We start from the raw sequence: 16,715 nt of genomic DNA on the forward strand, positions 1-16,715 counted from the left end.
GGACATAATATTGAGGGGTTATTTCTTAGCTACTGTCTGTTCCTTCATCACTTTCTTGGCAATCAGGAACACCAAGAAGGCAACTACCAGGAAGTCGATCAGGGCCGCGATGACTTTCCCGTAGAGAATGCCATTGTAAGAGAGCTCAGCAATGTTCTTCACTCCCGCTGCTTCGAGCGCCGGTTGAAACAATAATGGGGTCAAAAGATCATTCACAAGGCTCGTGACTAATAGGTTTAATTTACCACCGATAATCACAGCTACGGCCAGGGCGAGAACTCCATACTCCTTCAAAAAGGCCATGAATTCTTTAAACATAGGCCCTCCTTTTCAAGAAAGAATTCCAAGGGCGAAAATCTTCGTCAAGGCCACTCACACAAGGTTTCATGAGGGTATATTCTGGTCATCATGAGGCCATGTCTAAGGAATTGACGGCCCTCTGTAAAGTAAGCCCAAGAAGCCTAAGTTATTTAAATCAAGAGTATGATGCCTCTCATGAAAACTTTATTGTTGGCCCTGTGCCTAATTCCACTAAGTGGGTTCGCCCAATTTAAGCTTGAAGCGCTGAACGAGAAAGACTCTTCAGTTGATGCGTTTCTTCAAGATGTGGAAGAGACACTGCCTGCATCCATGAAGAAAATCATCAACAAGAAAGTCACAGTAAGCTTTAAAGATTTTAACTACGGGGACAAGGTCGTCTGGGGACGCTTAATCACAAATCCTCTTTTGCCTAAAACGGCTTCTCATATTGATCTTAATAAGAAGCTCCTAACGAACATTCGCTCTCAAGAGAACTATAAGCTTGCGAAGGCCACTCTGGTTCATGAAGTCTCTCACATCTACGATGCCTACTATAATGTTTCAAATGATCAGGTGTTTCTGAATATTACAGGTTGGAAAAAGAAGCTTCTCGGGCGTAAGAAGCAATTGAATACAATGCAGGCCCGCCGAGTGGATCTTTATGAAGACAAAAATCCAAAGGAAACATTCGCGGTAAACATCGAACACTTCCTGATGGATCCGGCATACAAGTGCCGTAAACCATCACTGTATAATTATCTTTCCAAGGAACTCGATACTGCTCCATTTGAGAATGAGAACTGTGAACAAGAGTATCGTCTTGTTCCTACTATCTCAATGGACGGCAAAATCGAAAAACAAAAGATTCTGGATCCCTCTAAGCTTTATGAGGTTCACTACTTCTTCGCGGGCCAGGGCAAAAATGTGATGAGCCGTTGGGGGCACGCCATGCTCAGACTGGTGATGTGTGCTCCTAATCGCACCGAAGTAAGTGAGAAGTGTCTTCAAGACCGGGCCCACCATTTGGTTCTGAGCTTCCGCGCTGATATCACCAACTTTAACATCGACTACATTAAAGGACTTACTGGTAAATACCCTTCTAAGATGTTCGTGCTTTCAATGGTGGATGTCATTAAAGAGTATACGGCCGGGGAACTTCGCGACCTCTACTCAATTCCTCTCAAAATGACAGAAGAGCAGAAAGGTCTTCTTATCTCTCAGGTGCTTGAACGCTACTGGGGTTATGAAAGTAAGTATTACTTCATCTCTAATAACTGCGCTGATGAAACGCTGAACCTGATCCGCAACGTCTACCTGGATGAAATGGAAATGGTTGATATGAATGTCCTGACTCCCCTTGGACTTAAAGACAAGTTCGAAAAACTTGGTCTCTCTGACATGAGTGTCTTTGATAATCGTGAAGAGGCCAAGAAGAAAGGTTATTTCTTTGAGAGCTTGAATCCGAAGTTAGAGCGCATTTTTTCTGATCTCATCGAAGCGGGTGTTCTTTCAGAAAATGATCGTGACCATACTGAGTACTTAAAGAATTCTACTCTGGCCGAACGTGAAGAGCTTCTTTCAAGAGTCAATCATCCGGACCAATACGGGAAGCTGCTCTTTATTGAAGACACGATTTTAAACAAAAATCTCATGAACATTCAGAAGGCAGTAGGAAAAACATTGGATGAACAGGATCGCTCTGAGTTTGGTGGTGATCTTATTCATGCTTTTCGTAAGATTGATGCGCTTAAAGAAAAACAAAGTGGACTTGATCTTAAAACCGGGTATGGAGTTCCTTTAAAGAACGACAATATCTTTAAGGCCCCTGACTTCACGACAGATGATGCGGCCAATCTGAAGACTTATCAGAACGAATTTGGTGAAGAGATCTTGAAACTCTTTAAACAAGAGCAGCAAGGACTTATTGGCCAGATGAAACATAAACAGAAACTTTTAAAACAGATGACTAACAAATAAGGAGTCACGAATGAAAACGCTAGTATTTATCGCACTTGCTTCTATCCTATCAATGAACGCTTTTGCCTTTGAAGAAGAAGTGGGAATTAGCCAGTCTTCACTGATCATTACTTTTGCACCAAGTGAAATGACATCCGCCATTGCAGGATTAAAAGAAGAAATCGCACAAGTTGAACCAGATGCTTACGCTTTTCTTGCAGGAGAAGAAATGACTTCTGCTCTTGCTGAGGTGATTGAAAAAGTCCGTGATGAAAAAGCTGAGCTGAGCGAACTAAGTGATGAGGCCATCGTTTCAGAAATGATTAAGGCGCAATAAGAAGGGCATATGAAAAAGATCATTCAATTTACGTTAGGTGCGACTCTTACAATTTCGGCCATTGGTGCGCAGGCCAATGATAATGCCGTCCGCGCGCTCATGACGACTTCAGCACCTACTATGTTTAGTGCTCTGGCAGTGAGCTGTTTAGACATCAGGACAACAGATGAGGCCCTTGGTTGCGGTATTGGTCTTCCGATTTTTGGCGCCATTTCCTCAACGACACTATCAGTGGTTCTTCTTCTTAAAGAAGACATTCAGCAGGTCGCACCGGATGCTCATCACTTTCTGGCGGGTGAAACAATGACGGATTCACTCCAAGAAACAATCAATCAACTTCGGGAAGATGAGGAGCTTAAAGACCGCTCCGATGTAGATCTTTCTATTCTGATCATCGAACTTGTCGGTGTTTAAGGAGGGGCCATGAAAAATTCAATTCTCATTCTGGCAGGACTTATGATCATCGGAGGGGCCCGGGCTTCGATCATTATTCCTGAACCAGGTAAGGCCATCTCGGCCACGACCACTCTCCCGTCTGTGAATCCGAGTCTTCTTAAAGAGTGTGCTAATGCGACTGAAGAATACAAGGCCAATTGTGTGGTTTATACGACAACTGGTGTTGCGCTTTCAGTTTCTTCTGTGGTCTTACTTAAAGAAGAGGCAAAACATGTAGGGCCTGATGTGTATGCCTATCTTGCAGGAGAAGAAATGACTCTTGCTTTGGGTGAGGTCCTTGAGAAGGTCCGTTCAGAGAGCGAAGAGCTGGCCCAGCTTTCAGACAAAGAACTATCGGCCGCTCTTATCCAGTCTCTTAGTCTTTAATCAGTTCTGGTCCAATGGAAGGACCAGAACCTTTTAATAGTAATTAATCGCCCCGACTACAATCAAAGCCGCGAGCACCACTGTTGATAGAATCTCAAAGTTCGAAAACTCTTTTCTAAAATCTCGCAAGCTTCTCATGTTCTTCCCTTAAACGATGAAAATTTGCGATCATTATAGGGATTTTGAAAAACTTCGTTTGTTAAGATTTTAAGGGGATTTTTTTACCGCTTCGCTACCACTTCTTCTTTCATTACTTTCTTGGCGAAGATAAACACGATCCAGGCCACGATAATAAAATCAATGCCTGCTCCAAGAACTTTTCCGTACATGATGCCGTTATAGCTTAGCTCATAAATACTGGCGACGCCGGCGGCCTTAAGTGCGGGCTGAAGAATGACTGGAGTAATGAGGTCGTTGACGAGGCTTGTTACAAGTAAATTTAATTTACCGCCAATAATAACAGCGATGGCAAGTCCAACTACGCCGTACTGTTTTAAGAAACCAACAAATTCTCTGACCATAAATCCTCCCAGTATTGTGTTCTACTAGGATGGCAAAGAAATTCTGCTTTGACTATTTTAGGTGGGAGAAGAACTGCTTTAAGAGTTCCTGTGCGACTTCAGGAGGTGTGCCCTGATTATTTTTGATCTTACTCTCAGAAGTCCTGATAGTTTTATGATCAATCACTTCCTGGAAACTTGATTTAAGACCTTCATGGATAAGCTGCCACATCCAATCCAGCCCCTGCTTCTCACGCTTTTTCTGAATTTGAGCGGCCTCTTTTGAAAAATACTCTTCCATGGTCTTCTCGACTTCTGGTAGTCCTTTCTTTGTGACCGCTGAACAAGAAAGAACCGGAGGAATCCAACCTTCATGACGAAGAATCTGAAGTGCTTGTTGATAATCGTGTTTCGCGCGAAGAATGATCTTCTCTTGATCATCGTCATCTTTTGTGACCACGACCATATCCACGACTTCTAGAATCCCACGCTTAATCCCTTGTAGATCATCTCCGGCACCAGGCTGAAGAAGCATCACAAAGAGGTCCACCATCTGCGCAACAGTGGTTTCCGACTGGCCAACTCCTACAGTTTCAACCAACACGTAATCAAACCCAAAGGCCTCACACAGAAGAAGTGATTCACGAGTTCTGCGGGCCACACCACCCAGAGTTTCACCAGATGGACTTGGACGAATAAACGCCAAGGGATCAATCGCAAGTTCATTCATGCGGGTCTTGTCCCCCAGAATTGAACCTCCACTCACCTGAGAAGTGGGATCTACCGCGAGAACGGCAACGGTCTTTTTTTGAGATGTAAGCTGTTTTCCAAAGGCCTCAATGAAAGTCGATTTCCCTACTCCCGGAGTTCCGGAAATCCCTACACGCTTCGATTTACCAGTCAGAGGTAAAATCGTTTTTAAAAGTTCTTGAGCAAGTTTTTGATGATCAGGATTATGAGATTCAACAAGCGTAATCGCTCGCGCAAGAATCGTTCGATCCTTGTTTTTAATCCCTTCCAGATAATCTTTTAGCTCAAGCTGTTTTCTCATTTATATCCTAGAGACTCATTTAGTTTTCTAACCAGATCACGGGCCGCATCGGCGATCACCGTACCTGGACCGAAAATTCCCGCCACACCCATTTGATAAAGCTTATCGTAATCTTGCGGAGGGATTACTCCACCGATCGTAACCAGAATATCTTCGCGGCCAAGTTTTTTAAGTTCTGCTTTAAGTTCCGGAACTAAAGTTAAGTGACCTGCAGCGAGTGAAGATACACCAATGATATGCACATCGTTTTCTACTGCTTGTTTCGCTGTCTCTTCCGGAGTTTGGAAAAGCGGACCTACGTCGACGTCAAACCCAAGATCAGCGAAAGCAGTTGAGATCACTTTCTGACCACGGTCGTGTCCATCTTGTCCCATCTTCGCGATAAGAACACGTGGACGACGTCCCTCGTTCTTTTGGAATTTTTCCATCAGAGTCTGGAGTTCTTTCACGTCGTATTTTCCTTGTTGGACTTCTTTTAAGTAAACACCTTGAATGGTTCTGATCTCAGCTTGGTGACGGCCAAAAACTTTTTCCATTGCCATACTCATCTCGCCTACAGTGGCGTGAGCGCGAGCGGCCTCAACTGCTAGAGCAAGAAGGTTACCAGTTCCGTTTTTGCAGGCCTCTGTCATGGCATTAAGTTTTTCTTGCACAAGAGCTTCATTACGTTCAGCTTTTAGTTTCTTTAAACGGGCAATCTGCGCTTCACGAACTTGTGAGTTCTCTACCTGAAGAATATTCGGAGTATCGTCTTTTTCACGCTTATAAAGATTCACACCTACGATTGGCTGAACTCCTGAATCAATGCGCCCTTGTGTGCGAGCGGCCGCCTCTTCGATGCGCATCTTTGGAATGCCCTTAGCAATCGCGTGAGACATACCACCGAGAGATTCGATCTCTTCGATGTGGGCCCAAGCTTTCTGGGCCAGTTCCTGAGTAAGAGATTCCACGAAATAACTTCCGCCCCATGGATCAATCACATCACAGGTATCAGTCTCAGTCTGAATGAAAAGCTGTGTGTTACGAGCGATACGGGCCGAGAATTCACTTGGAAGCGCAAGGGCCTCATCCAGTGAGTTGGTATGTAAGCTTTGAGTGTGGCCGTGAGTCGCGGCCAGGGCCTCAATACCAGTTCTTGTCACGTTATTGAATACGTCTTGAGCAGTTAAGCTCCAACCAGAAGTTTGAGAGTGAGTTCGGAGGGCCAGAGATTTTTGGTTCTTCGGTTTAAAGTCCGAAACAATCTTACTCCAAAGAAGGCGACCAGCACGCATCTTGGCCACTTCCATAAAGTAGTTCATACCAATCGCCCAGAAGAACGACAGACGAGGAGCAAACTGATCCACATCAATTCCGGCCTTCACACCAGTGCGAAGGTACTCTAGACCATCGGCCAGAGTATAACCAAGTTCAATATCTGCAGTCGCACCAGCTTCCTGCATGTGATAACCCGAAATAGAAATCGAGTTAAACTTCGGCATGTTTTTCGAAGTGTAGCTAAAAATATCGGCGATGATTCTCATTGAAGGCTCAGGTGGATAAATATAAGTATTTCTCACCATGAATTCTTTTAAGATATCGTTCTGAATCGTACCAGTGAGCTGCTCTGGTTTCACACCTTGCTCTTCTCCCGCCACGATGAACAACGCAAGAATTGGAATCACAGCTCCATTCATGGTCATTGATACCGACATCTGATCAAGAGGAATGCCCTTAAATAGAATGCGCATATCTAGAATGGAATCAATCGCCACACCGGCCATCCCCACGTCACCCTTCACACGAGGGTGATCTGAGTCATAACCACGGTGAGTGGCAAGATCGAAAGCAATCGAAAGACCCTTTTGACCTTTGGTTAAGTTATCACGATAGAAGCGGTTTGATTCTTCGGCGGTCGAAAATCCCGCGTACTGACGGATGGTCCACGGACGAACTGAATACATCGAAGCATATGGGCCACGCAGAAATGGTTTATTGCCGGGAAGAGTATTCATGAGTTTCTTAAACTTCACGTCCTTCTCAGTATAAGCACTCTTAAGCGCGATGCCTTCCGGCATCACCGTGATCTTCTTAGGTGCCGGTTCAGATAGTTTTGGGGTCTTCCAAGGAATTTTGCTGAAGTCAGTTGTCATGGGTTACCTCCCCTCATACTTTGAGGCCAGATTTTGGAGAACCTCATAAACGTTTTGGCCGGCGAAGAGATTATTGAATCCCGCCATCTCAAATTTTCCAGCGATATATTTGTGTTGAGCTTTAACAGCGCTCACAGCATCTGCAATTGTTGGATACTGATCATCTAGAGCACACAGAACAATAATGTCTTCTTTTCTCTCTGAAAGAGTCTTTTTGAAGTTAACAAGATCAAGCTCAGAGTGACCTGGCTCATGAACCGTCAGACCTAAAAGTTCAAAGTAGTTTTTTACGAAGTTTAAACGAGCATTAAGCGCACCGTACTCTCCGAAAAGCGCCACATACACCGTTGGTTTTTGTTTAACATTTTCCATTGAAAGACGAAGTTCTTCAAAGATGCGGGCCACACGGAAGAGCGTTGGCCTTTTTAGTTTCAGTTTTAAGTGTTCTTTTACGTCTGGGAAATCATTCATTCCTGACATCACATGACGGCGAGTCTTCACCATATCCAGACGTTTTTCACGAACAACGGCCGTTTCTTTTTCAAGATAAGAATTAAGCTCACTCTCATTCATCACCACCATGGTCTGCATCAGCTTCCATGCCTCTTCAGCAAGTGAGCTAGTTAAACTTTCCAAATGATAACTTCCAAACGCAGCGTCTTCCACCACTCCCAGCATGCTCTCTAATGCGAGAACATGAGATGTGTTGCGGGCCATACGACGAGAACGCTCAACGTGTTCCATGTCAGGCGCGCCTTCTGTTTCAAGTTCAATCAAAGAATTGTAACCAGCAGACTGAACATGATCAGCACCACCGATGTAGGCCGATGCAACCGCCGTTTCATTACGAAGCATGTTTGAGTAACGCTCAAACAGCGTCCACTCTCTCATGGAAGTCAGTCCCACGATGTTAAGTTTCATTTTCTTCCCAGACTCTTCCAGGATTTTGTAAGCAAGAAGTTTAGCGGCACGGATCTTCGCGATGTTGTGGAAGAACTGAGAATCCACATAGACACCTAAGTAAACTTCAGATTGTGTACCCAGATTTTTAATAAAGTTAGTCGCAAGAAGTGCTAATTCCTGAACGGAGTGCCCTCCCAGATCATGGGCCTTCTGTCCTGAAATGATATTTGAAACCACTTTAAAGGCAGTACTTGAATAATTCCCACCAAGAATAAACACTTCAAGCTCTTTAGGAGAGGCAAATTTTGTCAGCGTGCTCTCAATTAATTTCCATTTAGTCTCATTCAAATCTGGACCAGAGAAGAAGAAATTTCTTACACCCTGTCCGAGGTCCTCAGTCAGGGCCTTTTCAATTTCATTCTGATCGAGATGAACATAAGTTGTTGAGGCCTTCTTCCAATTTTCATTGGCATTCAAATGGACCTGAGATTTAGTCTCTAGGGAAAGCGTGGGCCAGGTCGCACCTGTAATAAGCTTTTTTGAGGCCTTATTCCCCACTTCTGTCAGCTTCAGCTCCGCTTTTAGGGCATTTTCCCACTGTTCTCGTTGGGTATTAAAATCACTCTCAAAAAAACTTGTTAAGGAACTCACAATAGACTCCGGGGCATAAAAAATCTTAGATGATTTATCCTAACAAAAAATTGAGTAAAAATCCCTCTCAGATTAAACTATAGACACCCCAACGGAGGCCTTTTTTGAGTCTAACGCTTTTAGTAGAACACAATCCCATGATTGAGAGCTGTTACATGCTCAATTTATCCACATGGCTGGGGTTGGAAATCCTTCCTAAGAAGAAGGCCGAGTTCGCAGTTAAATATCTTGAAACTGATAGTCAAAATATCAAATTGATCATTGTTCGCGCCACGATCGAGAAAGAGCCTTCGGCCGCAATCATGATTGATTACGTAAAGAAGAAGGGCCTCAACATCCCGGTTATCGTAATTGGCCCCGGGAAAGAGATCCCGGGAAGTGCCGCCCACGTTCCAAATTCCCTTCAGCTTAAAATTCTGATTCAAAGCTCCGCAAGAGCACTCAATATTACGGCCAAGGACATGTCGGCCAAGGTGGTTCCGGACTACTTTCCGATTCCTATTACTTATTTCAAAGTCATTAAGCGCTCGGTGTGTAAGGTCTACTCTCAGGACATTGATGATGCGACTAAATACAACCTTCGTATTGAAAAGATGTCGGAGTTTGAAGAATCCTATATCCAGAACATGATTCAAGAAGGGATGACCCATTTGTATGTGGATAAAATGGACCGTCTGGAATTCGTAAACAACGTGACTTCTGAGCTGATGACCATGCTTGAAACCATGGATCTTTCTCCGGAAGAAGAACTTTCAGTTCAAGATAAGAGCATGGAACTTCTCTCGAAGAAACTCCTCACCATTGGAGTTAACGAAGAGACAATTAAGCTGGCCCGTAAAAACATCGACAGCATGAAGAAGACCGTTCAGAAAAACCCGAAGCTCTCAAAACTTCTGGAACGTCTCCTAAGCAACAAGTCTTCTTACCTCTTTAAACATACTCAGATTCTGACCTATATTGGCCTTCATATCATTAAGCACATTGATTGGGGAAATGCGGAACAAGAAGAGAAAATGAGCTTCATCGCCTTCTTCCACGATATTGTGCTGGAGACAGATAATCAGGCCCAAATTAAATCCAACCTGGAACTCAAGAAGGCAAACTTCCCTCTTCCAGAAAGACTTCTGGTCGAAAAACACGCTCAGATGGCGGCGGAGTTTGTTTCAAAATTCCCTCACGCTCCGATGGGTGCGGACCAACTAATTCGTCAGCATCATGGAACTCTGAACGGAGTGGGATTCTCAGAACACTATGGGAACAACATCTCTCCACTCTCAGTGGTTTTCATTGTGGCAGAGGAATTCACCCGAATTATTATGAAGCGTGAAAATGGCCCATTTGATCGTGAAGAAATGATTCAGGAACTCAAATCTGAGTTCCCGACCACAAGATTTCAAAAAGTAATTGATATTCTACAGAACGTGACGTTTTAAGTTAAAGCAGCAATGTAAGAGACCCAAGCGTCGCAGTTTTCTGCGTCTTCTGCCGGTTTAAATTCGCCATTACCGCCGCCGTCTTCATCGTCCCCTTCCCAGTATGCAACGGTCTTAGAAAACCCGGCTTCAATCAGAAGATCACGTAGCTCCGGCATCATCCACATACGCCAGTGATAGGTGAAAACGTTCTCGTGTTTTTTACCTTTGGCGTCTTTAAAGTGAATGGCAAAAGTACAGTCGTGAGTCAGAGGATTGAAGTGCTGACATTCCCAATGATAAGTAAGACCTTTTAGTTTCTTTACATCTGTCACAAGCTTCTGGCTTTCAGGGCCTGCAAAGATATCCAGGAAGAACACGCCTTGTTTATTAAGAGATTTACGAACTGACTTGAAGTATTTCAAAAGGTCTTTACGAGACTTAAAAATAAAATAAGAGAAGTTGAAAGCACAAATAACATCTGTCTTAGGAGCAGAAGTCTTAAGTACGTTTTGCTCCAGATATTTCATGCGAGCTTGTTGCGGCTTTGTCAGTTTGCTGTAGTGACGAATCTTACCCATCTTAATTGGCTCTGGATCAAGATCCACACCAAAGGCCTCACATTGCTTGTCCTGCTCGACCCACTTACAAGAAATGGCACCAGTTCCACAGAAATCCTCTCTCATAGTGTAAGGCGAATGACCATAGAAGCGCTTGAATTCATCATGCATGAAAGACACTTCGCTTTCAGGATTTTGAACGGCACGTTCATAGAAGTCATACTTTTGTTCGAGAGTGAGGGTCGATTTCACTTAAGTTCCTTTTCGTTTTCTAAAAATACCCTTAATGGGTGCTTATTATTGATCAGTCCGTTTAATAATTGTTTTATTGCCTTCTTCTTACCAAGTTCAATGTCCCAGATAAGTTCACCAGTCGCTCCATCCGGAGTGAGAATGACCAAAACCTCGCGGTTATTGACCGTTCGTTTCTCTACCCCTGTGATGTCTTTCCATTTTACATAGACCCGTGTGACAAGTTCTTTCGAACCATGCTCCAGGACCTTTTTCACGGTCTTCAAACCATCAAATGTGACCTCAAAATAATAATCTGAAACTCGGGTAAATTTGAAGAATAATGGTGTTAAAAGTGCAAGGATAACGGGGTTTCTCACCAGAAATTCCAAATACTGCGTAAATTCCCGAAGCACTCCTCCAAAAAGACCCATGGTGTTCTCATCTAAAAGCTGAATCTCGGCCAGATAGGCCTTATAGGGTGTGCTTACTTGCAGGCCAATCAACACCAGAACAAAAGGGACCCAACCAAAACTCCGGACCCGCTTATCAAAGACCCAGGTTTGAGTCATGACTTCCACTTTTTCTCTTTCAGATAAAAGCTGAAGCCTCTCGACTCTCGGATCGGGATCTTTTTTTAAAACTGTTTTTTTAGGAGGTTTGGGAGAAGAAGAGCTCCCCTCATCGGGGAGCTCGGAGATTTTAAACTTTTTATCAAGGTCAGACATTACTTTTGTTTAAGCATGTCTTGCATGATCATCATAGATTCTTCGATCACAGCATCTTTCTTAAGCGTCTTAGAGAACTCTTCAAACTTTTCCTGTTGAGCTTTTTCACCGCTCTTAGGACTTAGGTCTTTAACCATCAAATTCTTGTTCTCTTCTTCTTTCTTGAAAACGTCAGTCATCTCACGGATGGTCTTACGTTCTTTCTCGAAATCAGCGGCCACAAGTGAACGCTTGGTCTTCTCTTTTTGTTCTTTGTACCACTTGATCGAGTTTTGAAGGTGCTGGAATTTCTCACTCTTCTTCACACGTGCCTGGCTATTAGAACGAAGAGACTTAATGTCATACTTCTTGTCCCACTTAGAGTATTTCACTGGATTCACTTTACCCCATGGGATTGAGTAATCCAGGAACTTCTCTCCAGATTCAAGGTGAGAGAACTGGTCTGGAAGAATAATATCTGGAGTCACACCCTTATACTGAGTTGAGCTTCCATTCACTCGGTAGAACTTTTGAATGGTGATCTTAAGCGCACCAAGTGGTGAGTAAGATTTTGCCATTGGTGAAATATAACCATCAAGATCCACTACCGCTTGAACAGTACCTTTACCGTGAGAGAACTCTCCGCCTACGATAATGGCACGATCATAGTCCTGAAGGGCCGCGGCCACGATCTCAGAAGCAGAGGCCGAGAAACGGTTAATCAAAACGATCACTGGTTTTTGGAAATCAATTTTTGGATCAGTATCAGCAAGGATATCTACAGTTCCAGTGTGGGCCTTAACCTGTACGATCGGACCTTTCTCAATGAAAAGACCAGAGATCATACGAGCGTCTTCAAGAGCACCACCGCCGTTATTACGTAGATCAATGATAAGACCTTCAACACCCTCTTTATTCAGGCGCTCAATTTCTTTTCTTGTATCATCAGTTACGTTACGTCCTGAACGATCATTGAAGTCACGATAGAACTTAGGAATGTTGATGTAACCAACTTTTGTCTTGCTTGGAGCAAGTTCAAGCACAGTTCCACGAGCATATGATTCTTCGATTTCAACCACATCACGGATGATAGGCACTACTTTTACGAGACCATTTGGTTTCTTGATCGTAAGACGAACTTCTGTGTTCTTCTTACCACGGATAAGCTTAACTGCGTCTCTTAAAGACATATCAACCACATCCACTGGCTCTTCTTTGCCCTGGCCAACTTTTAGGATGATATCTTCAGCTTCGATTTCTTTTGTTTTCCAAGAAGCAGAACCAGGAACGATTCTTTCAACTTTGATGTAAGAGTTGTCTTCGCGAAGGATGGCACCGATACCTTCAAGTTTCCCTGACATATCGATATCGAAATCTTCTTTCTCTTCTGGCACCAGATAGTTTGTGTGTGGATCGAAAACTTTTGTGATTGCGTTGTAGAACTTATCAAGCTTGTCTGAACGCTTCTCGTTCACAAGACGAGAGAAAATCTTCTTATAAGATTTTAGAACTTTCTCACGAGCGTCTTTTTCGATTTCGGCCTCAGTCAGCTTCTTTTCAGACTTGGGCTTCTTCTTCTGGCCCTTATCATCCAGGATCAGACCGTTCTGTTCTTCACGCTGATCAATAATGCGAGAAAGAACTTCATACTTCATGAGCTTTTCCCAGTGAGCATAAAGATCTTTTTCCGTTTTAAGAAACGAGCGCTTCTTCGGATCAGTTTCTAATTGTTCTTTTTGATTATAATCAAGAGGCTTAGAAAGAAGAGTCTCAACATACTTCTCGATCTGACCAATGCGCTTATTCATCAGCTCCGCACTCGTATCAAGAATTTTAAGATCTCCAGAGCGAAGCATGTCATCAAACTTATCTTTGTAGACATCAAGTTGCTTCACATCGCCTTCCAGAAGGAACTGCTTACCGTAATCAAGACGCTCAAGGAACAACTTGTAAGCGTTCTCAGAAAGTTGATTATCAACCTTCTTATTTGAAAGGTGCATATTCTCCAATGCTCCTAGAAGAATACTTCCAAGGATCATTTCGCGTGGATAAGCAGGCTTTTGAGACATGATACTTCCAAGAATGGAAGGATCATCACTTGAAGACATTGGCGAACTTTTCTGTTGGGCCACCGCTCCCGTCGTCACTAGAGCTAAACTGAGCAATAAAACATGGGATTTCATGAAACCTCGATTTCAATAACTTGTGATTTAAGTATTTTCTACTTATGAGAGAGAGGATGCAATCTTTTTCACTTAGAATCGTTTGCTGATAGCATCTAGAAAAGGTCTGATCTCTTGAGTCTTTTTGTCATCTTTTTTACACACGTCCTGGCTCTCACCTTTCAGGCTTAGGCGAAGCGTTACATCACACTTCCCTTCCGAGGCCGGCAGTTCATACTGAATCTTCAAAAAACGTGAGGCAAAATCCATCTCAAGCTTCTTAGCATCACGGCTATCCACTTTACGAATGCTCTCATCGTCGTCATCTTTTAGGCGAAGGAAGTAGTCCAGGTTCGCAGTGCGCTCAAGCCAATAAATTTTCTCTGAATCCGTGTCTTCGATGCTAAAGATGTTAAGACTGCTGCGAAGGTCAGCAGAACTTTCCTTCTCAGGCTGGGCCGCATGTTGGGCCAGTGCCGAAAGGCTAATCAGAAATAAGACAATCCATGTACGCATGAAAACCTCTGCGATGAATTGTCTCACACGCTTTAATGACTTTCAAAGAAAAGATGTTACTATTCCTTCATGCTTTATTCATTCATTAAACCCCTGCTGTTTCGTCTTGAACCTGAGACGGCCCACAATCTTACGATTGAGATGGCCAAACTTTCGCCTGTGCTTGGAAAACTTACTGGTCAACCAATTGACTCTCGTTTGAGTCTAAAAGTCGGCTCAGTCAATTGGACTTTTCCCATCGGCCTTGCTGCTGGTCTGGATAAAAATGCAGAGGCCTTGAGCTTCATGGGTCACCAAGGTTTTGGCGCCATCGAATGCGGAACAGTCACCTTGAGGCCACAATTAGGAAATCCGCGTCCAAGAATGTTCCGTTATCCGGAAGAGCAAAGCCTCCGTAACGCTATGGGCTTCCCTAATCAAGGACTCTTGGAAATCCTTCCTCGCCTTCGCGCCTACGATGGAGCAACTCCACTCGGAGTGAACATTGGTAAAAACAAAGACACGACCGCTGAAGAAAGCATTGAAGAACTCTCGCTCCTTCTAGAAACCATGGAAGAGGCCGCGCAGTATTTTGTGATCAATGTTTCTTCACCGAATACGCCGGGTCTTCGCGCTCTTCAGGAAAAAACTTATTTAAGTGAACTTTTCACGGAACTAAATAAAGTTCGTAATGGTAAAGATCTTTATTTGAAGATCGCGCCAGATCTAGACCCTGAAAAAATTGTTGAACTTACTCGCCTCGCCGCTGAATACAAACTCACGGGAATCATCGCCACGAACACAACCATCATGCCTGAAAAAGGTCCGGGTGGAGTTTCGGGAATTCTTCTTCGTGAGAAGTCCCGTGAAGTGAGAAAAATCATTCTGAAAGAAAGCACCAACCTTGAACTCATTGCCGTTGGAGGCATCACAGAACCTCAGGATCTTTTCAATCTTTGGAAAGATGGCGGGAAAGTGGCGCAGGTCTATACGGCCTATGTTTATCAGGGCCCAGACTTATTAAAAAAATTTCATCGAGAGCTTACAAACTTTGTTGAAAAACAAAATATGTCGTTGGAAAAATTCTTTGAACTTCCACTAAGCGAGAGACAATACCGACTTTAGCCGGCGTAGTCTCTCCGCTCAATGTTCTTTTCGATGTATTCAATGATCATGCTGGCAATATCAAGGCCAGTTGATGTTTCAATTCCCTGAAGACCAGGAGATGAGTTCACTTCCAGCACAAGTGGGCCACGATTTGAGCGAAGTAAATCCACACCCGCAACGTTGAGTCCCAGTGCCTTTGCTGCATTCACGGCCATCGCCGCTTCTTCTTCTGAGATTTTTACCGGAATGGCAGAGCCACCGCGGTGAAGGTTTGAACGAAACTCCCCTTCTTTGGCCTGTCTCATCATACTCGCCACAACTTTATCACCAATCACAAAAGCGCGGATATCAGAGCCATTACACTCTTTGATAAATTCTTGAACCAGGAAGTGCGCTTTCATTTGGCGAAACCCATCAATCACTGACTCAGCAGATTTGGCCGTATCACCTAAGATCACACCTTTCCCTTGCGTTCCTTCGATGAGTTTAATCACACAAGGAGCACCACCCACCATCTTGATGAGTTTTTCCGTCATCTTGGTTGAGTGAGCATAGCTTGTCGTTGGAAGACCGATCCCTGAGCGAGAAAGAATCTGAAGACAGCGAAGCTTATCGCGAGAACGGGTGATTGATGTTGATTCATTCATGGAATAAACACCCATCATTTCAAACTGACGAAGGATCGCCGAACCATAATATGTGATGGAGGCACCAATTCGCGGAATAATCACATCCAAGTCATCCAACATTTGATCTTTGTAATGCACCATAGGTTTAGATGAAGTGATGTTCATGTAACAGCGAAGCGGATTAATGACTTTAACTTTGTGACCACGAGAAATAGCGGCCTTCACCAAGCGGTGAGTAGAATAAATTTTTGGGTTACGGGACAGGATACCAATCTTCAAAAGAAGTCCTTCGTTGTTTCACAACTAGTTTACTCTTCCTGATGATTTTTTAACACTCCCAAGAGTTCTTTTAACCAATCCGGATACTGTTCTTCGTAGTATAAATCACAGTCCAGGCGTTTAAGCATCGCATGGGCATCTCGTTTAGACAGGTAATGATCAAAGTCTTTTCCTGCTTGGCAAAAATGTGGGTAGTAAGTGTCCCCCAACCCAATCACGGCATAACGAAGATGCGAGAGATTCAGCTCTTCATCAAACTTCACATAGCTCATCCACTCTGAAGCGTTATCAGGTGGTTCACCATCTCCGTAAGTGGAGGTCACGATGATGAGAGTTTTGATGTTTTGGATTTCTTCTGGGTTCATCTCACCCATGTCGTGAACTTCGGCCTCATGACCGTTGTCGTTTAAAGAATCACCAATGACATGGGCAAGGTTCTGAGCGTTTCCGCTCTGACTGCCGAAAAGGATATGAATCATAA

17 protein-coding genes are annotated in these 16,715 nt (G+C 43.7%); 6 read left to right on the forward strand and 11 right to left on the reverse strand.

Annotation, left to right across the window (positions count from 1 at the left end):
- Positions 1-18: 18 nt before the first annotated feature.
- Positions 19-318: an MscL family protein gene (locus ACJVC5_RS18270; RefSeq protein ID WP_408096985.1), complete on the reverse strand. Its 300-nt coding sequence runs from the start codon at positions 316-318 to the stop codon at positions 19-21.
- Between the two features lie 177 nt (positions 319-495).
- On the opposite strand from ACJVC5_RS18270, the gene ACJVC5_RS18275 reads away from it, so the two are divergent.
- From ACJVC5_RS18275 to ACJVC5_RS18290, 4 genes are read left to right on the forward strand one after another with little or no spacing between them, the layout of a single operon-like run.
- The gene (locus tag ACJVC5_RS18275; protein ID WP_408096986.1) at positions 496-2,277 is read left to right on the forward strand and encodes a DUF4105 domain-containing protein; all 1,782 of its coding nucleotides are present in this window, start codon (positions 496-498) and stop codon (positions 2,275-2,277) included.
- 10 nt (positions 2,278-2,287) lie between these two features.
- The gene (locus tag ACJVC5_RS18280; RefSeq protein ID WP_408096987.1) at positions 2,288-2,593 is read left to right on the forward strand and encodes a hypothetical protein; all 306 of its coding nucleotides are present in this window, start codon (positions 2,288-2,290) and stop codon (positions 2,591-2,593) included.
- Positions 2,594-2,602: 9 nt separating this feature from the next.
- A complete protein-coding gene (locus ACJVC5_RS18285; RefSeq protein WP_408096988.1) occupies positions 2,603-3,007 on the forward strand; it encodes a hypothetical protein in 405 nt (134 codons plus the stop codon).
- A 9-nt stretch (positions 3,008-3,016) separates the two neighbouring features.
- Positions 3,017-3,415 carry a hypothetical protein gene (locus ACJVC5_RS18290; protein WP_408096989.1) on the forward strand — a complete coding sequence of 133 codons (399 nt, stop codon included), beginning with the start codon at positions 3,017-3,019 and terminating at the stop codon, positions 3,413-3,415.
- Between the two features lie 221 nt (positions 3,416-3,636).
- Here ACJVC5_RS18290 and ACJVC5_RS18295 read toward each other — a convergent pair whose 3' ends face one another.
- Genes ACJVC5_RS18295 through ACJVC5_RS18310 form a run of 4 tightly spaced genes read right to left on the reverse strand, consistent with a single transcriptional unit; the run spans position 3,637 to position 8,652 of the window.
- Positions 3,637-3,936: an MscL family protein gene (locus tag ACJVC5_RS18295; RefSeq protein WP_408096990.1), complete on the reverse strand. Its 300-nt coding sequence runs from the start codon at positions 3,934-3,936 to the stop codon at positions 3,637-3,639.
- 52 nt (positions 3,937-3,988) lie between these two features.
- Entirely contained in the window at positions 3,989-4,966 is a 978-nt protein-coding gene (gene meaB / locus ACJVC5_RS18300; RefSeq protein WP_408096991.1) for a methylmalonyl Co-A mutase-associated GTPase MeaB, read from the reverse strand.
- On the reverse strand, positions 4,963-7,098 hold the full coding sequence (scpA, locus tag ACJVC5_RS18305; protein ID WP_408096992.1) for a methylmalonyl-CoA mutase: 2,136 nt from the start codon (positions 7,096-7,098) through the stop codon (positions 4,963-4,965). Before scpA ends, meaB begins: the two co-directional genes overlap by 4 nt.
- Positions 7,099-7,101: 3 nt before the next feature.
- Positions 7,102-8,652, reverse strand: coding sequence for a methylmalonyl-CoA mutase family protein (locus ACJVC5_RS18310; protein WP_408096993.1), 1,551 nt, complete (start codon positions 8,650-8,652; stop codon positions 7,102-7,104).
- A gap of 104 nt (positions 8,653-8,756) precedes the next feature.
- Here ACJVC5_RS18310 and ACJVC5_RS18315 point away from each other — a divergent pair, with 104 nt between their 5' ends.
- Positions 8,757-10,085, forward strand: coding sequence for a hypothetical protein (locus ACJVC5_RS18315; RefSeq protein ID WP_408096994.1), 1,329 nt, complete (start codon positions 8,757-8,759; stop codon positions 10,083-10,085).
- Here ACJVC5_RS18315 and ACJVC5_RS18320 read toward each other — a convergent pair.
- From ACJVC5_RS18320 to ACJVC5_RS18335, 4 genes are all read right to left on the reverse strand, one after another.
- The gene (locus ACJVC5_RS18320; RefSeq protein WP_408096995.1) at positions 10,082-10,876 is read right to left on the reverse strand and encodes a class I SAM-dependent methyltransferase; all 795 of its coding nucleotides are present in this window, start codon (positions 10,874-10,876) and stop codon (positions 10,082-10,084) included. The genes ACJVC5_RS18315 and ACJVC5_RS18320 overlap by 4 nt on opposite strands.
- Positions 10,873-11,583 carry a hypothetical protein gene (locus ACJVC5_RS18325; protein WP_408096996.1) on the reverse strand — a complete coding sequence of 237 codons (711 nt, stop codon included), beginning with the start codon at positions 11,581-11,583 and terminating at the stop codon, positions 10,873-10,875. Before ACJVC5_RS18325 ends, ACJVC5_RS18320 begins: the two co-directional genes overlap by 4 nt.
- On the reverse strand, positions 11,583-13,745 hold the full coding sequence (locus ACJVC5_RS18330; RefSeq protein WP_408096997.1) for a carboxy terminal-processing peptidase: 2,163 nt from the start codon (positions 13,743-13,745) through the stop codon (positions 11,583-11,585). Before ACJVC5_RS18330 ends, ACJVC5_RS18325 begins: the two co-directional genes overlap by 1 nt.
- 72 nt (positions 13,746-13,817) lie before the next feature.
- Entirely contained in the window at positions 13,818-14,240 is a 423-nt protein-coding gene (locus ACJVC5_RS18335) for a hypothetical protein (protein ID WP_408096998.1), read from the reverse strand.
- A 69-nt stretch (positions 14,241-14,309) separates the two neighbouring features.
- On the opposite strand from ACJVC5_RS18335, the gene ACJVC5_RS18340 reads away from it, so the two are divergent.
- Positions 14,310-15,344 (forward strand): quinone-dependent dihydroorotate dehydrogenase, encoded by a 1,035-nt coding sequence (locus ACJVC5_RS18340; protein ID WP_408096999.1) that lies wholly within the window; start codon positions 14,310-14,312, stop codon positions 15,342-15,344.
- Here the strand turns inward: ACJVC5_RS18340 and rimK are convergent.
- A complete protein-coding gene (rimK, locus tag ACJVC5_RS18345; protein WP_408097000.1) occupies positions 15,341-16,234 on the reverse strand; it encodes a 30S ribosomal protein S6--L-glutamate ligase in 894 nt (297 codons plus the stop codon). The two genes, ACJVC5_RS18340 and rimK, sit on opposite strands and share 4 nt — an antisense overlap.
- Positions 16,235-16,263: 29 nt before the next feature.
- Positions 16,264-16,713 (reverse strand): flavodoxin domain-containing protein, encoded by a 450-nt coding sequence (locus ACJVC5_RS18350; protein WP_408097001.1) that lies wholly within the window; start codon positions 16,711-16,713, stop codon positions 16,264-16,266.
- Positions 16,714-16,715: the final 2 nt, after the last annotated feature.

This window comes from Peredibacter sp. HCB2-198 (assembly GCF_045999315.1).
In the GTDB taxonomy this organism is placed as follows: Bacteria; Bdellovibrionota; Bacteriovoracia; order Bacteriovoracales; family Bacteriovoracaceae; genus Peredibacter.

Bases quoted from the DNA above. Each gene is read 5' to 3' on its own strand.
- ACJVC5_RS18350 (WP_408097001.1), bottom strand. From the start codon at position 16,713: ATGATTCATATCCTTTTCGGCAGTCAGAGCGGAAACGCTCAGAACCTT.
- ACJVC5_RS18340 (WP_408096999.1), top strand. From the start codon at position 14,310: ATGCTTTATTCATTCATTAAACCCCTGCTGTTTCGTCTTGAACCTGAG.
- ACJVC5_RS18290 (WP_408096989.1), top strand. From the start codon at position 3,017: ATGAAAAATTCAATTCTCATTCTGGCAGGACTTATGATCATCGGAGGG.
- ACJVC5_RS18325 (WP_408096996.1), bottom strand. From the start codon at position 11,583: ATGTCTGACCTTGATAAAAAGTTTAAAATCTCCGAGCTCCCCGATGAG.
- scpA (WP_408096992.1), bottom strand. From the start codon at position 7,098: ATGACAACTGACTTCAGCAAAATTCCTTGGAAGACCCCAAAACTATCT.
- ACJVC5_RS18330 (WP_408096997.1), bottom strand. From the start codon at position 13,745: ATGAAATCCCATGTTTTATTGCTCAGTTTAGCTCTAGTGACGACGGGA.
- ACJVC5_RS18335 (WP_408096998.1), bottom strand. From the start codon at position 14,240: ATGCGTACATGGATTGTCTTATTTCTGATTAGCCTTTCGGCACTGGCC.
- ACJVC5_RS18285 (WP_408096988.1), top strand. From the start codon at position 2,603: ATGAAAAAGATCATTCAATTTACGTTAGGTGCGACTCTTACAATTTCG.
- ACJVC5_RS18280 (WP_408096987.1), top strand. From the start codon at position 2,288: ATGAAAACGCTAGTATTTATCGCACTTGCTTCTATCCTATCAATGAAC.
- ACJVC5_RS18295 (WP_408096990.1), bottom strand. From the start codon at position 3,936: ATGGTCAGAGAATTTGTTGGTTTCTTAAAACAGTACGGCGTAGTTGGA.
- ACJVC5_RS18270 (WP_408096985.1), bottom strand. From the start codon at position 318: ATGTTTAAAGAATTCATGGCCTTTTTGAAGGAGTATGGAGTTCTCGCC.
- meaB (WP_408096991.1), bottom strand. From the start codon at position 4,966: ATGAGAAAACAGCTTGAGCTAAAAGATTATCTGGAAGGGATTAAAAAC.
- ACJVC5_RS18275 (WP_408096986.1), top strand. From the start codon at position 496: ATGAAAACTTTATTGTTGGCCCTGTGCCTAATTCCACTAAGTGGGTTC.